This window comes from Plesiocystis pacifica SIR-1, from assembly GCF_000170895.1.
Taxonomy (GTDB): Bacteria; Myxococcota_A; Polyangia; order Nannocystales; family Nannocystaceae; genus Plesiocystis; species Plesiocystis pacifica.
Window position 1 is genome coordinate 12,624 of the sequence record NZ_ABCS01000024.1, and the last position, 19,198, is coordinate 31,821.

A 19,198-nucleotide genomic window follows, 5' to 3' on the forward strand; every position below is an offset into this window, starting at 1 on the left:
GGCCAAGGATGGCCACTCTGCGTGCACTCAGCTGCACTTCGTACGCTAGAACACATTCCTTCCACGACTAAAGGCGTTGATTTGTAACGTCTTTTTGTCCGTGAATTTCTTTTCGCGGACTCGTGCACGGGTGTTGTATTTCATGTACAGTCAGCTCGTGAGCTTCCCTAAGATGATGTGCTCGGTGTCACTCGGGACCCTCATGGTCCTCGGGGCTGCCTTCTTCGTGATGACCGACGTGAGCGCGAGCGGCCTTCACGACGTGGACCTGCCCCTCGAGAGCTCGGTCCCCTCGGACACCCTCAGCCAGGCCGAGCGCTTCGCGGGGGAGTACCGCTTCGTGGGCGGTCAGCGCGAGGCCGACGGCATCGACGCCGCCATCGAGGCGAGCGCGGACGCGCTCTCGCCCATGCTGCGCGGCCTCGGGCGCAAGAAGCTCAAGGCCACCAACCCCGTGCCCAAGGGAATGCGCATCGCCGTCAAGGGCGACGCGCTCGAGCTGACCATCGACGGCAAGGGCTTCAAGGCTGGCCTCGACGGCAAGCCGGACTCGCAAAAGTCCTCCGAGGGCGACGCGGTCAAGGTCAGCTTCAAGTTCCGCGACGGCAAGCTGGTCCAGTTCATCGACGGGGCCAAGGGCGACCGCCACAACTACATTCGCCTGAGCGAGGACGGCAACCGCCTGACCATGAAGGTCAAGGTCTCCTCGAGCCACCTGCCCGTGCCGGTCGAGTACAAGCTGACCTTCAAGCGCAAGTAGACGCCTGACTCCGGTACGAGTCCTCAGAGACTGTGAGTAACTCACAGTCTCTGTCTATTTTAGCCGTCGTGGACGACGCTACGGCCTCTCTGCCCCACGACCCTCTCACAGGCCGTGAACCAATCGCCCCCTCCAGGGGGCGACCCGATGTCCACGCGAAGGCACGAACTCCATTGCTCACGAAGCTAAAGCGGAGGAGCGGAGCGACGAAGCGCCCCCGGTCTCGAGGCGCTCGTGGGGGCAAAGTTGAGCTCAGCCGATCGCGTCGCGGATGTCGTCCGCCGACTCGATCGGCGCTCGCGTTTCGGCGTCGCTGCTGAGCGCCCAGTCGAGCCAGGCGCGGAGCAGGGGGCCGCGGCGGCTGGGCCCGAGGGCGCTGCCGTCTTCGAAGCACCAGCCGTTGAGCCACAGGCGCGTGCCCTTGAGTCGGGCGAGATCGCGGTGCAGATGGACCAGATCGAGCTCCACGGCGCGGGCGTCTCGGCGCAGGCGCGCGCGCTCGGGGGGATCTTCGAATAGCGAGACGCGGTAGTGCAGCTGGGCCCCGAGCTCGAGGCGCTCGAGCCGGGCGCCGAAGCCCGCCTCGGCGTGGGCGAGGAGCTCGGGGAAGCGCTTGGATCGGGACGCGCGAAACTCGAGAGCCAGCATGCGCGGGCAGGGGCGTCCGTCGATCTCGCGGGTGACGCCGTCGCGCAGGGCCCCGAACACGGCCTCGACGACGCCGGGGGTCTTGGCGGGTAGGGTCAGCAGGGCGTCGATGGCCGCGGCGTCGCGCTGGTGGCTCAGGGCGTTGACGACCTTGCGCTTGCGCCCGGGCGCGGCCTCGGTCAGCGCGATCACGCGGGCGCAGTCGGTGGCCGACAGCGGCGCGGTCGTGGCCAGGGCGAGCAGCCCGTCGAGCTCCGCGAGTCGGTCGAGGTCGTCCATGGTCCGCGCCGGGCCCGATCGAGGACGCTAGCGATGCTCCCGCAGCGCCCGCTGCATCTCCCGCTTTTGATCGCGCTCTTTGATGGCCGCGCGCTTGTCGTGGACCTTCTTGCCGCGCCCCAGGCCGATGAGGATCTTGATGCGTCGGCTCTTGAGGTAGACGACCAGGGGCACGATGGTCAGGCCCTGGGTCTTGACCGCGTCGTGGAGCTTGTCGAGCTCGCGCCGGTGCAGCAGCAGCTTGCGCGCGCGCAGGGGCGGGTGGTTGCGGGCGTGGGCCTGGGGGAACTCGGCGATGTGGGCCTGGAGGAGGAACAACTCGTCACCCCTGAACTGGCAATAGGCCTCCTTGAGGCTGATCCGGCCGTCGCGGATCGACTTGACCTCGCTGCCCTGCAGGGCGACCCCGGACTCGAGCTCCTCGAGGATCTCGTAGTCGTGGGTGGCCTTGCGGTTCTCCTCGAGGACCTCGTCCCCGAGTTTGCGCTTCTTTTTCTTCTTGGCCAAGACCGGCAAACCTACGCCGGGCCCTGGCCGCGGGCAAGGCTGAGCTCACCAGGCGGCGTCTGGGGCCGCGGACGTACAAAAACCGCCGCGGGAAGCCCGCGGCGGTCGAGGGATCAACTTCAGACTCGCTGGCTCACAGGGTCGACCAAAAGCGAGTTCTGCCCAACCCTCTGTCCCCAGGTCCACCACTCAGGCTTCGCGGGCGATCGCGTAGCTCTTGGACAGGTCGGGGTCCTTGGCGATCTCGTAGAGCAGGGCCTCGAAGGACTCGCGGTCCATGCCGGCGGCCTCGAGGATCGTGTCGGCGTTGGCGGGCGTGGCGGCGATGTCGTTGGCGAGGGTCACGGCCTTCTCGACCTTGGGGTCGAGGGGCTCGGCATCGGCGACCTCGGCATCGGCGTCGCCAGCTTCCGCGGCGCCGGCATCGGCAGCGGCCTCGGGGGTGCCGGCGTCGGCCTTGGCCTCGCCAGCTTCGGCCTTGACCTCGCCGGCGTCGGCCTTGGCGTCACCGGCCTCGCCGCTGTCGCAGGCCGTGGCCGCGAGGGTGATGGAGAAGGCGAACAGGGTGGTCTTGATGAACGTGCGCATGATGGTCCTCCTCCTCACTGCGGCTTCCCGCCCTTGGGGCCCTTCTTGCCGGGACCCTTCTTGCCGGGGCCCTTCTTGCCGGGGCCCTTCTTGCCGGGGCCCTTCTTGCCGTCGGGGCCGGGACCCTTCTTGCCGTCGGGGCCGGGGCCCTTGTTGCCGGGACCGGGCGCGCCGTCGGGACCGGGCGCGCCGTCGGGACCGGTTTGGGCCTTGTCCTCGGCCTTGTTGGCCTTCTTCATCGCCTTCTTGGCCGCTTTGTGCTTGGCCTTGGCTTTGGCGTGGCGCTTTTGGGCCTTCTCGAGCATCTTCTCGTGGCGATCCTTGCCGGTCAGCTCGACCTCCTTGCCCTCTTCGCGCAGCTTCTTGCGGAGCTCACGGACCTTGCGGCGACGCTTGCGACGCTTCTCGCCGAGCTCGGCGATCTTTTGCTCGAGCTCGGCCTTCTCCTCGTCGCTCATCTCCTTCATCTCGGCCTTGCGCTCGGCGATGGCCTTGGCGAGCTCCTCGCCGCGCACGCCCTGGGCGATCTGGCGCTTGACCCAGATGCCGAAGGCCTTGCGCTTGCCCTTGGTGCGGACCTGATCGGCCTCCTCGTTGATGACCTCGGCCATGTCACCCGCGGACACGGCACCCTGCTCGGCGGCGTCGAGGGCCTCGTCGAGATCGGCCTCCTCGACGCCGGCGTCGCGGGCATCGTCAGCCGCGATGGGCAGGTCGATGACCAGCAGGATGTCGTCGGCGAGGGCCTCCTCCTCGGTGGGCTCTTCGGTCTCTTCGGCTGCCGCCGCGTCGCCGTCACCGTCATCTGGCATCGCAGCCAGGGCGGGGACGGCCACCAGCATCGGCACGGCCATCAGCATCATCTTCAGCGTGGTCTTGGTCATGGGGGGTTCTCTCGAAGGCGATGGTAGCCCAATGGTTCTGGTGCAACGCAGCGGACTGCGTTGCTCGTACGTAAAGCCAACGGCCACTGTTGGGGGCGTGAGGCCTCAGAGAGTTGGCCAAAACGAGGTCTGGCCAACCCTCTGTCTGTTTTAGCCGTCGTGGACGACGCCGCGCCCTCGTCGGCCAAAACGAGTTTTGCCCGACCCTCTGCCTATTTTAGCCGTCGTGGACGACGCCACGCCCTCCCTGTCCCACGTCCACGACTCAGAGACGTGAATGAATCCACAGTCTCTGACTATTTTAGCCCCACGTCCACGACTCAGACCCCGGGGGCAAAAAAACAAAAAAGTTCGAGCCTCTCGCCTTGACTTTCGAAAGGCTACAGCTAATCCCTAAGACGTCGGCGCCAAATGGGGCGACGACGAGTAGGTAGAAGAGACGATGAAACGCTTCGTGACCAAGCCCCGCATGACCGCCCGAGTTGCCGCTCGCGTCGAGAGCATTGCGGTCGTCGGCTTTGGCTCGCGTCGAGTGTTTTGATTCTCGACCGCGACCACGGCCGGCACGCAGGGAGGCTGGGGGACCTCGGGTCCCGAGCAGCCTCGGCGGCGCCCTCGAGCGCACCGCACTCGGCCTGTAGTTCAACGGTGAGAACGTCCGTCTGATGAGCGGGATGTTGCTGGTTCGATTCCAGCCGGGCCGACTCTCACGCCACCGCCACGCTGGCGCGCAGTCCAGCACCTCGACCGCCCGTGGGCGCGTCGCGGGTCCTTAGCTCAGGGGTAGAGCGTCGCTCCGACACGGCGAAGGCCCTGGTTCGATTCCAGGAGGACCCACTCGACATCACTCGAATTCCGACCTCTAGCTCATTCGGAAGAGCGCTGCTTTCACACGGCGGAGGTGCCCGGTTCGAACCCGGGGAGGTCGACTCGACCGCGGAAGCGGTCGCACGCTGGGATGGCCGAGTGGTTCAGGCAGCGGACTCATAGCCCGCCCGACGTGGGTTCGATCCCCACTCCCAGTACTGGTGACGCGCACACTCGGTGCGCAGCGCCCCAGCGCGCGCCCTTCGGGGCTGCCGCGCGACCCCAGAAAGGAAACAGACCAATGTACGAGCGATACCACTGCCTCGACTGAGGCCCGGGCCCTGCGCCAGCAGGGCCAACTACCCGGAGAAGCTGAAAGGGTTCAAGCGCTCGGCTGAAGACCGAGAGAAGATAGGTTCGACTCCTTCCTCCGGGATCCGATGTAGATAGAACTACATCGTGAATGATGACAGTGGAGAACGCGATGTTTCGCTACGGAATTCGACTACATGAATGGTTCAGGTCGTAGGTTCACCGTCCCCACCGCGTGATCGGTGAACCGAAACGGGGGTGTAGCTCAGATGGTCAGAGCGACGGATTCTTAACCCGTAGGTCGTGGGTTCGAAACCCACCTCCCCCTCTTTTCGCCGCCTCGCGCGTCAATCCCCCTTCGGGCCTCGAGCCCGGACGGTGGCGCGAGGCGGCGATGTTCTTTAAGGGCTCGAAGCTCAACCTGGTCGAGCTGCGGATTTTTAACCCGCTGGTTGTGGGTTCGAATCCCACCGGGCCCTCGCTCTTTGTTGCGTCACGCCATGCCGCTCGCGCATGTGTTACTGGAAATGTGCACGGAGTACATCGGGTGTCGGTAATTCATGTGCGGCGGATCGATTAATTTCGGGGCGTGGTCCAGCTCATGCCATGGACGCCGTGGCCGAGTTGGAACCCACCCTTGCGTGGGTAAAGCTGCCAATCATGGAGAGCACCACCAGCGAGCGACGTCGTCAGCCTCGAGCCCCGCTGATCACGGACGGCGAGATTGACTTCGGAGACCACCGCGCGCCCTGTCGGGTGGTGGACGTCTCGCGCACGGGGCTGGCGGTGATCACCGAAGCTCGGCGTCCGCCCATGCGGGTCATTCGGGTGCGCTTTCGGATCGGCGGAGCAGACGCGAGCTGGGCCGAGCTCGACGCGACCGTCGTGCGCGCCGAGCCGGCGGACGAGGCGGGCGTCAACGCGCTGTGGGGCATGGAATTCCAGCCCATGGAGCCGGGGACTCGCATCAAGCTGCGCAGCTATGTGACCACCGAGCTCAGGAACTAGTCCCTGTCCACTTTAGCCGTCGTGGACGACGCCACGCCCTCCCTGCCCCACGTCCACGAGTCAGAGACTGTGAGTAAATCACAGTCTCTGACTATTTAAGCCGTCGTGGACGACGCCACGCCCTCCCTGCCCCACGTCCACGACTCAGGGACTGTGAAATTTTCACAGTCTCTGACTATTTTAGCCGTCGTGGACGACGCCACGCCCTCCCTGCCCCACGTCCACGACTCAGGTGCAGTCGGGATCGTTGGCCTCGCAGGCGAGCACGGCGAAGGTGTACTCGCCGCCTTGTTCGACGCCTTCGCCGTTGACGTAGGTGTCGAGGGAAAAATAGTAGGTGCCGGGCTCGAGCGCGGTCTCGATCAGGCGGTCGTCGCGGAGGATGCAGCCGGCCTCGCTCGCGCTCGCGTCGAGCAGGTGGACGTCGACGTCGACGCCGCTGTGGTCGAGGACCAGGGCGCGGAGCTTGGTCGGGGTGTCGAGCTCGAGGCGGTAGAGGTGCTCGGGCCCGGACTCGTCCGCGCTGCTCCCGCAGCCCGTGTAGACGTCGAGGAACACGCCGGGTCCGTCGTTGCTGTCGCGGGTGTCGGCGAAGGGCAGGGCGTCGATGGCGAAGGCGTCCTCGAAGCTGCCGTCGCCGACGAGCACTGACGCGTCGTCGGGATCGCTGGGGGCCTCGTCGACGAGCGCGCGCTCGAGGCGAGCGAGGACCTCGAGGCCGAGGAGGTTGCGGACGTTGTAGCCGTGCTCGAGGGCCTCCGGGGTGAGCAGGCAGGCGCCGCCGGGGAAGCCCTCGAGGTGCAGGCCGTCGTTGGACAAGCCGTAGCCGCCGAGGGGCTCGAGGGCCTCGCGCAGATCGACGAAGGGGACCTGCCGGGCCTGGGCGAGGCCGCGGGCGACGGCGTTGTAGCTCTGGACCCACAGATCGGCGGGCGCCTGGTCGAGGCGCCGGGAGATGCCGAACACCACCGGCACGACGCCCGCGTCGATGAGCCCGTCGAGCAGGTCGCTCATGTTCGCGTGGTAGCCGGGCAGGGCCGAGGCGTAGGTCAGCCCCTGCTGCATGTCGTTGGCGCCGTAGTGGACCAGGGCGAGGCTCGAGCCTTCGGGGTGGACGGCGGCTATCTCGGCCTCGACGGGCGAGGGGTCTCCGTCGATGGCCCAGCCCGCCGTCTTGCCGACCTCGGCGGCGAGGGTGTCGCGGTCGAAGGGCGTGGTCTCGCCCGCGTCGCCGAGCAGGAAGAAGTCGAGGCTCGGGCCGAGCTGGGCCTCGTAGTCGCCGAGGTCTACGGGCTCGGTGGCGAAGCAGTACAGGGTCTTGGTGTTGACGGTGCTCGACGCCCCGACCTTGATGAACAGGTCCTCGGGGGCCGCCGGGGCGGCCGAGCGGATCGCCGCGAGGGCCTCGAGGGTGGCGGCGGTGATGGGCGAGTGGACGCGTCCGCCGGGGTAGAGCGGCGGGCTGAGGGGAGGGGGAGGTTCGCCGCCGGTGTCGCTCGACTCGTCCTCGCTCTCGGACGCCGCGCTGTCGTCCGAGGCGCCAAGGTCGGGGCGCGGGTCGGGCGAGGTGTCCGTCGTCGAGCTCGCTTCGGTCTCGCCCGCTTCGTCGGCGCCTTCGGTCCCGGTCAGCCCGTCGTCATCGAGGGCGGGCGGTCGCTCCGAGTCGTCCGCGCAGCCTCCCACCGCGAGGGCGAGGACGAAGGTCACGCGGAAAACAGCGGTGCGCATGGTGCGGGCTGAGTCGTGGACGCGGGGCAGGGAGGGCGTGGCGTCGTCCACGACGGCTAAAATAGATAGAGGGGCGGACAGGACTTGTTCTGGCCGACCCTCTGAGTCTACGCGACAGCGCAATCCCAGTCTCTTGCTAGACTCCGCCGCGACCATGGACGCGAGGATGATCGTAGTCGGGGCTGGTCACGCCGGCCTCGAGGCGGCCTTCGCCGGGGCGCGCCTGGGCGTGGCGGTCACGGTGGTGACGGGCAGCGTCGGGACCATCGGGCAGACGCCCTGCAACCCGAGCATCGGTGGCGTGGCTAAGGGCCACCTGGTCCACGAAATCCACGCCCTGGGCGGCTTCATGGGCAAGGCGGCGGACGCCTGCGCGATCCATGGCCGCAAGCTCAACCTCAGCAAGGGGCCGGCGGTGCACTCGACCCGCCTGCAGGTCGACAAGCTGCGCTACGGGGCCTTCGCCCAGGCGGCGATCCTGGACCACCCGGGGGTCGTCGTCCGCGAGGGCCTGGTGGTCGCGGTCGAGGTCGGCGACGACGGGGCGGTGACCGGGGTGCGCCTCGCCGACGGCGAGCGCGTGGCCGGCCAGGCCGTGGTCGTGACCACCGGGACCTTCCTGGGCGGTGTGCTGCACACCGGTTCGACCAAGACGCCGGGCGGCCGCGTGGGCGAGGCCCCGGCGACGGAGCTGTCGACCCAGCTGGCCACGCTCGGCTTTCGCCTGGTCCGGCTCAAGACCGGCACGCCGCCGCGCCTGGACCGGACGACCATCGACTGGGGCGCCCTCGAGGCCCAGGGCAGCGACGACCCCTTCCCGCGCTTTTGTGCCCCCGACGAGCCCGACGCGCCGCCGCGTCTGCCGGAGGCGCACTGCTACATCACCCACACCAACGCGGAGGTCCACGCGCTGATCCGCGAGCGGCTGTACGAGTCGCCGATGTACTCCGGGCAGATCGAGGGCGTGGGCCCGCGCTACTGCCCCTCCATCGAGGACAAGGTCGTGCGCTTCGCCGACCGCGAGCGCCACCAGATCTTCCTCGAGCCCGAGGGCCTGCAGCCCGACGCGCTGATCTACCCCAACGGCATCTCGACCAGCCTGCCCGCCGAGGTCCAGGTCGAGATGGTCCGCGGCATCGCGGGGCTCGAGGCCGCGCGCATCGTCCGGCCGGGCTACGCGGTGGAGTACGACGCCGTGGATGCGCGCGCCCTCAACCATGCCCTGGCCAGCGACGCGATCCCGGGGCTGGCCTTCGCCGGGCAGATCAACGGGACCTCGGGCTACGAAGAGGCGGGCATCCAGGGTCTGCTCGCCGGGGCCAACGCGGCCTTGCGCCTGCTCGGTCGCGAGCCCCTCGAGCTCGGCCGCGACCAGGCTTACGGCGGCGTGCTCGTCGATGACCTGGTCACCGTCGGCTGCGACGAGCCCTATCGCATGTTCACGTCGCGGGCCGAGTACCGCCTGCTCTTGCGGGAGGACAACGCCGACGAGCGGCTGGCCGGCATCGCCCACGCCCACGGGCTGATCCCCACGGCGCGCTGGGAGCGGATCCTGCGACGACTCGAGCGCGTCGCGGCGTGCGTCGACGGACGAGCCAACGAGGAAGGGGAGGAGGCTTGGATCGTGGCCAAGGCCCGGGCCCGCAAGACCTACGCCGGCTACCTCGAGCGCCAGCGCCGGGAGGTCGCGCGGATCCGCGGCGAGACCGGCAACCTGCCCCTTCCGGCGGACCTCGACTACTTCGCCATCGAGGGCTTGACCCGTGAGTCCGCCGAGCGCCTGGCTCGGGTCCAGCCCAGCTCGACGGCCCAGGCAGCCCGCATCCCCGGCATGACCCCCGCGGCGCTGTCGTGCGTGTGGGCCCACGCCCGGATCCTCAAGCGCCAGCGCGCCCGCCAAAATTGACCGCGCCCGCGGTCCCAGGTGGCGGGACGGCGGGCGCCGAGGGGTCGCTCTGGTGGAATCAGGAGCGGGTGCGATCGATGAGCTCGGACAGCAGCGACTCGTCGAGATCGCTCATGTCACGAAAGCGCACGGCGATGCCACGCTGGCGGCCGCCGTCGGCCGTGCCGGAGCGAACGACCTCCGCTTCGAGCATCAGCGGGTTGCGGTTCACGCCTCGGTTGAAGGCGAGTGTCACCGTCGCCCCAGGAGGCAGCGGCCGGTTTGTCCGAACGAACGCTCCATTGGTCGATAGATCGATCGTGCGCGACATCAGCATGTAGTGATGATCTGGCGCATGAAGCTTGAGCTCGATGGCAACCGACACCCGCGGACGGGCGCGACGTTCGGCGGAAGAGGTCGAGTCACTCACGGCGAGTTCCACTTTCCCCGTATAGCACTAACGAAGTCGTTGAAAAAACGCCTGAATCGCTAGAAAACAGCATAATTGGGAAGTTTTTGTGGTGGCTAGACTACGTCTTCGACAGGTCTTGAAAGATGGGTGAGAGCCACGCTCGGAGCGACGTTGAAGTCACCGAGTGGGTCAAAATGCACCAATGAGGAAAAACGGGCATCTAGACCCAAAGGACAGCAGCGGAGAAAGCGGGGTTCGAATGCGAGCCAGCAGGGTCTGGCGCGGATCGAGCGGTGCCTGCTGCGCATTTTGGAATGGAGATCTCTTTTCGGCGCGGCACGAAAATCCACACATTGGGCGCCCCCCAGGCCTGCGCGCTCGGCGTCCCGTCTTGACCCAGGGCCCTCGCCGAGCACAATGCACCCGCCTTGGCCCACCTCTTTCAAGCTCGATGGCCCACTCTCTGGTCGGCTGTGGCTCGCAGCGGAGCGCTACGATGAAGGTCCACTTCATCGGCATCGGCGGCACGGGCATGGGCGCCCTCGCTGGTCTGTTGAAGGCGGCCGGCCACGAGGTGCGCGGATCGGACGGTCCGCTCTATCCGCCCATGTCGACGCAGCTCGAGAGCGCCGCGATCCCGGTGTTCGAAGGCTACGCGGACGCGCACCTCGACTGGGGCCCCGATCGGGTGGTCGTCGGCAACATTTGTCGCCGCGATCACGTCGAGGTGTTGGCCGCCAAGGCCCGCGACGTCCCCCTCGAGAGCTTCCCGAGCATGCTCGCGGCGAGCCTGCTCAGCGAGCGCCGATCCTTCGTGGTCGCGGGCACGCACGGCAAGACCACGACCTCGAGCCTGCTGACCTGGCTGCTGCGCGTGGCCGGGGCGGACCCCAGCTACTTGATCGGCGGCGTGCCCCAGAACCTCGGGCGCGGCTCTCACCTCGGGCGCGGCGACGTCATCGTGCTCGAGGGGGACGAGTACGACACGGCCTTCTTCGACAAGAAGTCGAAGTTCCTGCACTACCGGCCGGTCAAGGCGATCCTGACCAGCGTCGAGTTCGACCACGCGGACATCTTTGACTCCTACGAGCAGATCCGCGACGCGTTCGTGGAGTTCGTCGAGCTGATCCCCGCGGACGGGCTGCTGGTCATCGACGCGGCCAACGAGGGCGCGGTCGAGGTCGCCGCCAAGGCCCAGTGCGAGGTCCAGAGCTACCGCGTGCTCAATCGCGGCGAGGCGCCCAGCGAGGACCTGGCGACCTGGTGCGTGCGCGTGACCAGCCGGCCCGGGGCGCGGCGCACTGCCTTCGAGCTGTACGAGCGGGGCTCGCTGGTCGGCAGCTTCTCGACCCTGCTGACGGGGGCCTACAACCTCGCCAACATCACGGCCGCGTTCGCGGTCGCGCGCTCCGAGGGCTACAGCGTCGAGGCCCTGGGCGAGGCCATCCGCTTGTTCCGCGGGGTCAAGCGCCGCCAGGAGCTGCTCGGCGTGGTCCAGGGCGTGCGCCTGATGCAGGACTTCGCCCACCACCCGACGGCGGTCGATCTGACCATCCGCGCGCTGCGGCGGCGCTACCCCGAGGGGGCGCTGCACGTGTGCTTCGAGCCGCGCTCGTCGTCCTCGCGCCGGGACGTGTTCTTCGACGGCTACACCGCGGCCTTCGACGCGGCCTCGCGGGTCTACGTGGCTCCGGTCTACGCGCCCGAGCGCGTCCCCGACGGGCAGGTGCTCGACACGACCGCGCTCGCCAGTGCGCTGCGCAGCCGGGGCGCGACGGCGTCCAACTACGGGAGCATCGCCGAGCTCGGCGACGCCGTGATCGAACACGCGGCCCCTGGTGACACGGTGGTGCTGCTCTCGTCGGGGGCCTTCGGGGGCCTGGCGGACACCCTGCTCGAGCGCTTTGGCGACGCGGTGACCTTTGGCCACACCGAGGACCTCGGCGCCATCAATACGCTGCTCGAGACCTGCGGCATGGCGCGGCTCATCGACCCCGAGGCCGTCGAGACCCTGGTCCTGCGTCCGAGCCGGGAGCGGCGCGAGGCCGCCGAGGCGCAGGGCAAGGCGATGCCGCCGATCCTCGGCTGCGTGCACCTGCAGATCGCGGGCGAGCGCGCGTTCTTGTTTGGCCTGGCGGTGGCGCCGGAGACCCGCGGCGAGGGCCTGGGCTGGGTGCTGGCCGACAGCATCATGCGCCGGGCTCGGAGCCTGGGCGCGCGCTGGGTCAACCTGATCGCGGGCCAGACCGCCGAGTTCTTCACGCGCAAGCTGGGCTTCGTGACCATGGACTTCGACGAGATCGAGCCGAGCCTGCGCGCGCTGTCGAATTTCGAGGCGGCGTACAGCGAGGGCGCGCTGTGCATGGCCCACGAGCTGACGCAGGAGCAGTGAGCGCGCTGGAGGGGGCGAGTTGAGCGCGGCCTCGGTGGCCTTCTTCGCGTCGGCGCTGCTGTGCCTCGGCGGAGCCGGCTACGCGGTCACGGCCCGCCGCCTCGATCGTGCCCTGGCGGCCTTCGCCGTGTCGATCCTGGCCGCCGCCGTGCCCCTGGTTCAGCTCGGGGCGGGCTCCGTCGCCGCGCTCGTCGTGCTCGCGGGCGCCGGGGTGCTCGGGCTGCTCGCTGGCGTCGATCACCTGGCTCGGGCGACGGCGCGGACACAGTCGAGCGAGGCGGACACCGAGGCCACGCCCCCGCGGGCGCGCCCGTGGAGCTACTGGATCCTCGCGGGCTCGGGCGTCGCGGCGCTGATCTGGGTGTTGCTCGCGACGGGCTCGCGGCAGGTCGTCGAGGCCCCCGAGCCGCCCCGCGGCTTCGCCGAGTCGAGCCAGGCCGCGTGGCTGAGCCTCGGCTCCGAGGGGGCCTGGCTGTGGCCGTCGACGGTGGTCGCGCTCTTGGCCCTGTGCGCGGTCCTGGCCGGGGTCTTGTCGATGGTCTCGCCAGCGACCGGGGAGGGTGGACGCTGATGTTGCCCACGACCCACTACCTCTACTTCGGCATCGCGCTGTTCGCCCTGGGTCTGGGGGGCGCTGCGCTGCGCCGCTCGCTGATCGCCGTGTTGCTCTCGGTGCAGCTGATGTTCATGGCCGCCGCGGTGCTTTTGTGCGCCTACGTCCCGGTTCACGGGGCGGCGCAGGGGCGCGTCGCCGCGCTGCTCATCGTCCTGGTCGGCTTCGTCGAGGTCACGATCGCGGCCGCCGTGGTCGTCCGCGCGATCCGCTCGGGCGAGCCGGAGTCCTCGCCGGTGGCCTGGCTCGAGGACTGGGCCGAGGACTGGGCGGCGCGCTCGGAGGGGGAGGGGAGCTGAGGTGGCCCGCGACTTTCCGCTGTGGGTGTGCGTGCTCTTCCCCTGCGTCGTCGGCTTGCTGGCGGTGTTCGGCGCCCGCGTCGGCGCCCGGATCCTGGGCTCGCGCCGCCTGGTGCTCTTCGCCCACTACCTCGGCCTCGGGGCCATGGCCCTGTGCGCGCTGTTTTGCGTCCAGGGCATCGAGCTGCTGGCGATCCCCGACGACCCCCGGGGCCTGGCCCACACGCCGTGGCCGGACTGGCTCGTCCCGGGGCGGCTGGGCGGCAGCGACTCGGGCGAGCTGCGCCTGAGCCTGACCCTCGTGGGCGATCGCCTGTCGATGCTGGCGACCCTGAGCGTGGCCGTCCTGGCGGCGATCGCCCGGGTCTTCCTGGGCGGCAACGCGGGCCTGCGCGACCTGGGCCTGGGCCCCGAGTTTGGCCCGCGGACCTGGCTGAGCGCCGACTCCGAGGCCCTCGCGGCCATCGACGGGCGCCTCGACGGCGACCCCGAGGTGCGCGAGGCCGCGATCGCGGCGGTCCGGGACCTGGGCCTGCTCGGTCTGCTCGAGGCCGGCGCGGTGCTGGTGATCCTGGCTTCGAACCTGGCCTTGGGCGCGCTCGGGTGGGCGCTGCTCGGCCTCGGCGGGGCCGTGGCGGTGGCGCGCTCGCGCGGGGGAGGCGAGCGCAGCGGCACGCCCCTGGGCGACGAGGCGCGGGCGAGCGCGGCGAGCCGGGTCTTGGTGATCGGCGTCAGCTCGGACCTGGCCCTGGGCGCGGCCGCGGTCGCCCTGGTCGTCGCGGGCATCGGCCTGGACCATTCGCTGCTGTGGTCGCCGGACGTGGGCTTGATCTTGCTCGAGCGCGGGCTGCTGAACGCGCCCGTGGCCGAGCTGCTCGCGGCGATCTTCGTCGCGGCCGTGCTCGCGCGCGGGCTGGCCCTGGCCTGGTCGGGCCCCTCGGCGGTCGAGGCGGTGCTCGAGACGGTGCTGGTCCCGGCGGCGGGGGTCTACCTGCTCCTGCGTCACAACCGGATCCTCGCGTTCGCGCCCACGGTCCTCGCGGTGGTCGCGGTGGTCGGGCTGGTGGTCGCGCTGGCGGGCGCTGGCGCGGCCTTGCTGCGGCCCGAGGGCGGGCGCGGAGCTGGCCACGAGCGCCGGGGCGCCCGGGCGCTGCGGGGTCGCCGTGGCGTCTCTGGGACGGGGGTCGCGTGGCTCGGTCTGATGCTCATGGCGCTGGGTGTGGGCTCGTGGCGGACCCTCGTGGCGCTGGTTTTGGCCCACGGGGTCGGGCGCCTGGGTCTGCGCCTCGCGCTGCTCTTGCCCGCGCGGGCGGAGGTCGGCGGGGCGCTGCCGCTGTGGACGGGGCGCGTCGCTCGGGTCGCGTGCTGGAGCGCCGCCGCGATCGCGCCGGGGCTGGGCTTCGCCGCCCTCGCGCAGACCCTCGTCGACGTCCTCGGCCGCACGAGCCTGCTCGGCTCGATCTACGCATGGTTCGCCGCCTTCGCCGTGCTCGCGGTGGGCTTCGTGCACGCGGCCGCGGTCGCGCGCCTGTGGTACGAAGAGCTCGGCGTGCGCGGGCGAGCGGGCGAGGCTGAGGGCGCGGACGGCCTCGACTGGCTGTCCCTGGTGCTCTTGTCGCTGCTCAGCCTCGGGCTCGGGCTGGCCTTCATCGGATCGTGGTTTGGCCTGGCGCCGAGCCCCATCGCGTGGCTCGACCAGATGCTGCCCGTCGCCGGTGGCCACGGCGGGGCCCCCCTGGGCCTGCGCGAGGACTTCCGCGAGGGCTTTGACTTCGCGCGCTCGTGGCGGGTTGGGAGCGCGGCCGTGCTGGCGATCGTCACCGGCTTCGCGTGGATGTGGACCCGCGACCGCTTCCGCCGCGGCGACGAGCGGGTCCTGGCGGGTCCGGTGCGGGCGGCTGGCTTGGTCCTCGACGGCCCGCGCAAGCTGTGGGCCGGGCTGACCTTGCTCGCTCGAGGCGTCGCCGAGCTCGCGGCCCAGGGCGTCGGCCGGGGCGCGCTCGAGGAGGGCCCCCGGGTGCTCGCCGTGCTGCTCCGCGACCTCGCCCGCAGCTTGCCGCGCGGGCCGACGCGGCGGGCGTGGCTGCTGTCGGGCTCGCGGCGGGGCGTGGTCGGCCTGATGCTCGGCGTGACCCTGGTGCTCGGCTGGCTCTACGCCAAGCCCCACGTCTCGAGCCTGCTGCCGGCCGAGGGCTACGGCTTCGGCGGCCTGCGCCCGCGCTTGATCCGTGCTGGAGGCGACAAAGAAAAAGGGGGGGCGAAGGGCGAGGCGGCCCAGCCCCTGCCGCGGAGCGTCGAGGACGCCCGGCGCCAGCAGCTGCAGTTCGAGCGCAAGCCCGGCGACCCGCGCCCCGACGGGGGCGAGACGGACTTCCCTGCGCCCGCACCGGAGGGCCAGCCGTGACCGAGACCCTGCTCGCGCTGGCGCCCCAGCTGCTCACCTGGGCCGTGCTCATCCCCGGGCTGATGGCCGTGCTGATCGCCGCCCTGCCCCGCTCGGAGCCGGCGCTGGTGCGCGGCCTCGGCCTGGTCGGCGCGCTGATCGAGGCGGTCGTGCTGCTGGCGCTGCTGTTCGCGCTCCAGACCACCGCGCCCGTAGAGGCTGCTGCAGAGGCTGCAAACGCCGCGGGGGCCGGCGCCGAGCTGGTCCCGGAGCTGCCCAGCCTGGCCGTGAGCCGCGCGTGGATCCCCGGCCTGGGCGTGCGCTGGTCGCTGGCCCTCGACGGCACGGCGGTGCCCTGGCTGCTGCTCGTCGCCTTGCTCTTTCCCCTCGCGATCATGACCGGCGGGGACCCCAAGCCCGGCGAGCCGCCGCTGATCGTGGGCATGCTCGGCCTGCAGTCGGCCTGGGTCACGGTGCTGCTCGCCCAGGACCTGGTCGTGCTCGTGGGCGGGTGGGAGCTGGGCGTGGTCCTGGCGGCCGTGCTGATCGGTGAGCGCGGAGACGGGCGCACGGGCGTGCCCGGCCGGACCCGGGCGGCGCGGCGCTACGCGGCCCACGCTCTCGTCGGCGCGGGCGCGCTGCTCGGGGCGGTGGCGCTCGTGGGTGTCGGCCACGCCCACGCGACCGGAGGCGTGCTGAGCTGGGAGCTCGCCGTGCTCGAGCAGATCACCCTCGACGCGAACACGCAGGCGCTGGGCTTTGGCCTGGTCATCGTCGCCGTGCTGGTCAGCTTGCCCCTGGTTCCCGCGCACACCTGGACCGTGCAGCTGGGGGTCAGCGGGCCCACGCCGGTGGTCGCGGTCATGCTCGGCGCGTCGACGGCCATGGGCCTGTTCCTGCTGCAGCGCGTGGCGCTCCCGCTGTTCCCGCTGAGCGCGGGGGTGTGGGCGGAGACCCTCGCCGGGCTCGCGGCGATCGGGGCCGTGTACGCCGCCGCGGTGTGCTGGGCCGAGCGCGAGCCTGGGCGTTTGCTGGCCCACGCCGCGCTCTTGCACCTCGCCCTGGGCGTGGTCGCGGCGCTCTCGGGCAACGTCGCCGCGCGCGTCGGCCTGGGGCCCTTCGTGCTCGCCCACGGCCTCGGGCTGATCACGCTGACGGCGGTGCTTCACTCCTTGCGCCGCAGCGGCGTGGGCGACCTCGGCGAGCTGGCTGGCTGGGCCGCGGTCGCCCCCCGGGCCGTGAGCCTGGGCCTGCTGTCGATCCTCGTCCTCGCCGGCGCCCCGCTGAGCGCGGGCTTCTTCGGCGAGCTGGCCATCGTCGTCGGGGTGCTGCGCGACGGCAGCCTCGAGCTGCTCCGCCCCGGGCTGTGGACGGCCCTGGCCATCCTCGCCCTCGGCGTGGGCACCCTGGGCCTGCTCGTGCGCCTGTGGCAGGCCAGCCGGGGCAGCCCGCGGCCGGGCCTGGGCGATCGGGTCGTGGACCTGTCGTTGCGCGAGACCCTCGTGGGCGCGGCGGCGATGGTCTTGGCGCTGGTCATCGGCGTCGCGCCTGGAGCCCTGATCGCGCGCACCGAGCCCGCCGAGCAGGAGGCCGTCGAGCGCCTCCACCTCGGCCGCTGCCTGGCCATCGAGGCGCGCAACAGCCCGCGGCCCCGGGTCCGGGACGAGTTCGAGAGCGTGTGCCTGGATCCGGGCGCGCGCATCCTGCAGTTCTACGGCCGAGCCACAGCTGCAGCTGACGCGCACGCGGGAGGGCACCATGACGACTGACGCCCCGAGCCTGGCGGCGCAGCTGTGGGCCGTCGCGCCCCTGTGGATCCTCGCCCTGGGCGCCCTGCTGACCCTCTTGCTCGACGCCTTCGCCCGCGCGCGCGAGCCGGGCTTTTTGCGCGGGGTCGCCCTGGCCGTCGTCGGCCTCGCCGGCTGGGTCAGCCTCGGTCGCCTCGACCTGCGCGGGACGGGGGAGACCCTGCCCGAAGTCCTTCCGGGGGTCACCCAGGCCCAGGGCGCCTACGTCCTCGACGGGGCGCTGGTCGTCGACGCCACGGCGACGCTGATGGACGCGCTGATCCTGCTCGCGCTCGGGGGGGTCATCGCCCTGGCCCGCGAGCACGGGGCCGCGCGCAGCTCGGGCGGGCGGGGCTTTGGCGAGCGCGAGGCCCTGCTCCTGCTCGGGGGCGTGGGCGCGCTGACGCTGTCCCACGCGGGCGACCTGCTGGTGGTCTGGCTCGGCGCCGAGCTCCTCGCCGTGTCGGCGCTGGTGTGCATGCTGGCCACGCACGACGCCGCGTCGACGCCGGCCAAGCGCGGGGCCGTGCTCGGCCAGCTGGTCCCCTCGCTCATGGCCAGCGGATTGTTCGTGCTCGGCCTGGCCCTGACCTTCGCGGCCCTCGGGAGCACCTCCCTCGACGGCCTCGGCGGTCGGGTGACCTCGGTGTTCGCGGGCTGGGGCGGCGTGCAGCGCTGGCTCAAGGTGTTCGCGACCTACGGCGACACCATCGCGGAGCTCGACCCGGCGCGCATCCAGCAAGGCCGGGCCGAGATCGTCCGCGGCCTCGCGCCGGCGGCCCTGCTGCTCCCGGGCCTGCTGCTGATGCTCGCCTCCTTGCTGGCCAAGCTCGGCCTGCTGCCCTTCGCGCGTCGGCGCGAGCTCGCCGAGGACGGGCCGCTGCACGTGACGGCCCTGCACGCGACGGTCGGGGTCAGCGCGCTGATCGCCGTGCTGTTGCGGGTCTACGTGGGCGCGCTGCACAGCCCGCGCCTGGTCAACGAGCCCTACGGCTGGACCGGCGCGCTGCCGACGGTCGCGCTGCTCACGGGGCTGTGGGCGGCCCTCGCTGCCCTGGGCCAGCGCCGCCTCTCCCGGGTGGTCGCGCTGCTGAGCCTGGTCCAGCTGAGCCTGGTCGTGCTCGGGCTGACGGCGGCGGCGAGCTTCCACGGGCACATCGGCGTGGGCGGGCGCTCGCTGGCCCCGGAGTTCGAGATCGTGTGGGCGCAGCTCGCCGGGGACGAGGCCTACGTGACCACCCTGGCCCTGCTGCTGACCCACGTGGTCGCGGCCGTGGGCGCCTTCTCGGCCATCGCGGCGAGCCAGGGCTTTCGCGGGCCAGAGGTCCGCATGCAGCACTGGGCTGGGATGGCCGCGCGCCGTCCGGCCCTGGCCTTGGCCTTCTCGGTCTGCCTGCTGTCCCTCGTCGGGCTGCCGCCGCTGGCCGGCTTCGTCGCCAAGCTGGGGCTGCTGCGGACCCTGGCCGAGCACAGCGCGCTGCGCTGGACCCTGGCCGTGGTCGGCCTCGAGCTGGCGGTCTGCGCCTGGGTCGTCCTGCGCATCCTCGCGGCCATGTACTTCGGCGACGAGACCGTCAGCGAGCCGGGCGATCGTCGCCCGCCGGGTCCCTGGCCCGCCCGGGTCGCGGCGGCCTGCGCCCTCGCCTGCGTGCTCATGGGCATCGGCGGCCAGCACCTGCTCGCGGTCTTGCGCGTGCCGGCGGCGATCGGCTCCTTCGAGGTCGGCGTCGAGGAGCGCCTCGACTGGGTGCTCCAGCGCCAGCCGAGCTGGGCGGCCGAGGACGCGCTCTTGGACGCGGACGCCGATTCGGATGCGGATGCCGCCGAGGTCGAGGACGCGGGCGCCGAGGACGAGGGGGACGCGCGGATGAGCCTCGACGAGCCCGGGCGCGTGCTCTGAGCCGGG

General features: G+C 71.0%; 15 protein-coding genes and 7 tRNA genes. 16 read left to right on the top strand and 6 right to left on the bottom strand.

From position 1 onward, the window contains the following. Positions 1–157 precede the first annotated feature (157 nt). Positions 158–760 (top strand): hypothetical protein, encoded by a 603-nt coding sequence (locus PPSIR1_RS14540; protein WP_157595555.1) that lies wholly within the window; start codon positions 158–160, stop codon positions 758–760. A gap of 252 nt (positions 761–1,012) precedes the next feature. On the opposite strand, the gene PPSIR1_RS14545 is transcribed toward PPSIR1_RS14540, so the two are convergent. The 4 genes from PPSIR1_RS14545 to PPSIR1_RS14560 all read right to left on the bottom strand — a co-directional run bounded on the left by PPSIR1_RS14545 (position 1,013) and on the right by PPSIR1_RS14560 (position 3,666). Beyond that, the gene (locus tag PPSIR1_RS14545; RefSeq protein ID WP_006971840.1) at positions 1,013–1,687 is read right to left on the bottom strand and encodes a hypothetical protein; all 675 of its coding nucleotides are present in this window, start codon (positions 1,685–1,687) and stop codon (positions 1,013–1,015) included. A gap of 27 nt (positions 1,688–1,714) precedes the next feature. Further along, complete coding sequence (gene smpB / locus PPSIR1_RS14550; RefSeq protein WP_006971841.1) at positions 1,715–2,194, bottom strand: SsrA-binding protein SmpB; 480 nt, start codon at positions 2,192–2,194, stop codon at positions 1,715–1,717. A gap of 189 nt (positions 2,195–2,383) precedes the next feature. After that, the gene (locus PPSIR1_RS14555; RefSeq protein ID WP_006971842.1) at positions 2,384–2,782 is read right to left on the bottom strand and encodes a hypothetical protein; all 399 of its coding nucleotides are present in this window, start codon (positions 2,780–2,782) and stop codon (positions 2,384–2,386) included. 14 nt (positions 2,783–2,796) lie between these two features. Beyond that, positions 2,797–3,666: a hypothetical protein gene (locus tag PPSIR1_RS14560; RefSeq protein WP_006971843.1), complete on the bottom strand. Its 870-nt coding sequence runs from the start codon at positions 3,664–3,666 to the stop codon at positions 2,797–2,799. Positions 3,667–4,297: 631 nt separating this feature from the next. On the opposite strand from PPSIR1_RS14560, the gene PPSIR1_RS14565 reads away from it, so the two are divergent. The 8 genes from PPSIR1_RS14565 (at position 4,298) to PPSIR1_RS14600 (ending at position 5,793) form a co-directional block, all read left to right on the top strand. Further along, a tRNA-Ile gene (locus PPSIR1_RS14565) sits at positions 4,298–4,370 on the top strand. 62 nt (positions 4,371–4,432) lie between these two features. Continuing rightward, positions 4,433–4,503, top strand: a tRNA-Val gene (locus tag PPSIR1_RS14570). A 19-nt stretch (positions 4,504–4,522) separates the two neighbouring features. Continuing rightward, positions 4,523–4,595 (top strand) — tRNA-Val (locus PPSIR1_RS14575). Positions 4,596–4,618: 23 nt separating this feature from the next. After that, a tRNA-Ile gene (locus PPSIR1_RS14580) sits at positions 4,619–4,691 on the top strand. Positions 4,692–4,835: 144 nt separating this feature from the next. Further along, a tRNA-Phe gene (locus PPSIR1_RS14585) sits at positions 4,836–4,909 on the top strand. A gap of 130 nt (positions 4,910–5,039) precedes the next feature. Continuing rightward, positions 5,040–5,113, top strand: a tRNA-Lys gene (locus PPSIR1_RS14590). A gap of 77 nt (positions 5,114–5,190) precedes the next feature. Continuing rightward, positions 5,191–5,264, top strand: a tRNA-Lys gene (locus tag PPSIR1_RS14595). Between the two features lie 181 nt (positions 5,265–5,445). Then, positions 5,446–5,793, top strand: a complete 348-nt coding sequence (locus PPSIR1_RS14600; protein ID WP_045116024.1) for a PilZ domain-containing protein — start codon at positions 5,446–5,448, stop codon at positions 5,791–5,793. Between the two features lie 228 nt (positions 5,794–6,021). On the opposite strand, the gene PPSIR1_RS14605 is transcribed toward PPSIR1_RS14600, so the two are convergent. Next, positions 6,022–7,572, bottom strand: a complete 1,551-nt coding sequence (locus tag PPSIR1_RS14605) for an SGNH/GDSL hydrolase family protein (RefSeq protein ID WP_006971845.1) — start codon at positions 7,570–7,572, stop codon at positions 6,022–6,024. Positions 7,573–7,675: 103 nt separating this feature from the next. On the opposite strand from PPSIR1_RS14605, the gene mnmG reads away from it, so the two are divergent. Then, on the top strand, positions 7,676–9,427 hold the full coding sequence (gene mnmG / locus PPSIR1_RS14610) for a tRNA uridine-5-carboxymethylaminomethyl(34) synthesis enzyme MnmG (RefSeq protein WP_045116025.1): 1,752 nt from the start codon (positions 7,676–7,678) through the stop codon (positions 9,425–9,427). Between the two features lie 58 nt (positions 9,428–9,485). On the opposite strand, the gene PPSIR1_RS46055 is transcribed toward mnmG, so the two are convergent. Next, complete coding sequence (locus tag PPSIR1_RS46055) at positions 9,486–9,848, bottom strand: PilZ domain-containing protein (protein ID WP_086001331.1); 363 nt, start codon at positions 9,846–9,848, stop codon at positions 9,486–9,488. Between the two features lie 466 nt (positions 9,849–10,314). On the opposite strand from PPSIR1_RS46055, the gene PPSIR1_RS14615 reads away from it, so the two are divergent. Genes PPSIR1_RS14615 through PPSIR1_RS14640 form a run of 6 tightly spaced genes read left to right on the top strand, consistent with a single transcriptional unit; the run spans position 10,315 to position 19,192 of the window. Beyond that, positions 10,315–12,210: a GNAT family N-acetyltransferase gene (locus PPSIR1_RS14615; RefSeq protein ID WP_006971848.1), complete on the top strand. Its 1,896-nt coding sequence runs from the start codon at positions 10,315–10,317 to the stop codon at positions 12,208–12,210. Positions 12,211–12,229: 19 nt separating this feature from the next. Then, on the top strand, positions 12,230–12,781 hold the full coding sequence (locus tag PPSIR1_RS14620) for a YeeE/YedE thiosulfate transporter family protein (protein WP_006971849.1): 552 nt from the start codon (positions 12,230–12,232) through the stop codon (positions 12,779–12,781). After that, complete coding sequence (locus tag PPSIR1_RS14625) at positions 12,781–13,122, top strand: NADH-quinone oxidoreductase subunit NuoK (protein WP_006971850.1); 342 nt, start codon at positions 12,781–12,783, stop codon at positions 13,120–13,122. Before PPSIR1_RS14620 ends, PPSIR1_RS14625 begins: the two co-directional genes overlap by 1 nt. 1 nt (position 13,123) lies before the next feature. Continuing rightward, positions 13,124–15,526 (top strand): hypothetical protein, encoded by a 2,403-nt coding sequence (locus PPSIR1_RS14630; RefSeq protein ID WP_006971851.1) that lies wholly within the window; start codon positions 13,124–13,126, stop codon positions 15,524–15,526. Further along, a complete protein-coding gene (locus tag PPSIR1_RS14635) occupies positions 15,523–17,274 on the top strand; it encodes a proton-conducting transporter transmembrane domain-containing protein (RefSeq protein ID WP_006971852.1) in 1,752 nt (583 codons plus the stop codon). Before PPSIR1_RS14630 ends, PPSIR1_RS14635 begins: the two co-directional genes overlap by 4 nt. Beyond that, positions 17,264–19,192, top strand: coding sequence for a proton-conducting transporter transmembrane domain-containing protein (locus tag PPSIR1_RS14640; protein ID WP_006971853.1), 1,929 nt, complete (start codon positions 17,264–17,266; stop codon positions 19,190–19,192). Before PPSIR1_RS14635 ends, PPSIR1_RS14640 begins: the two co-directional genes overlap by 11 nt. Positions 19,193–19,198: the final 6 nt, after the last annotated feature.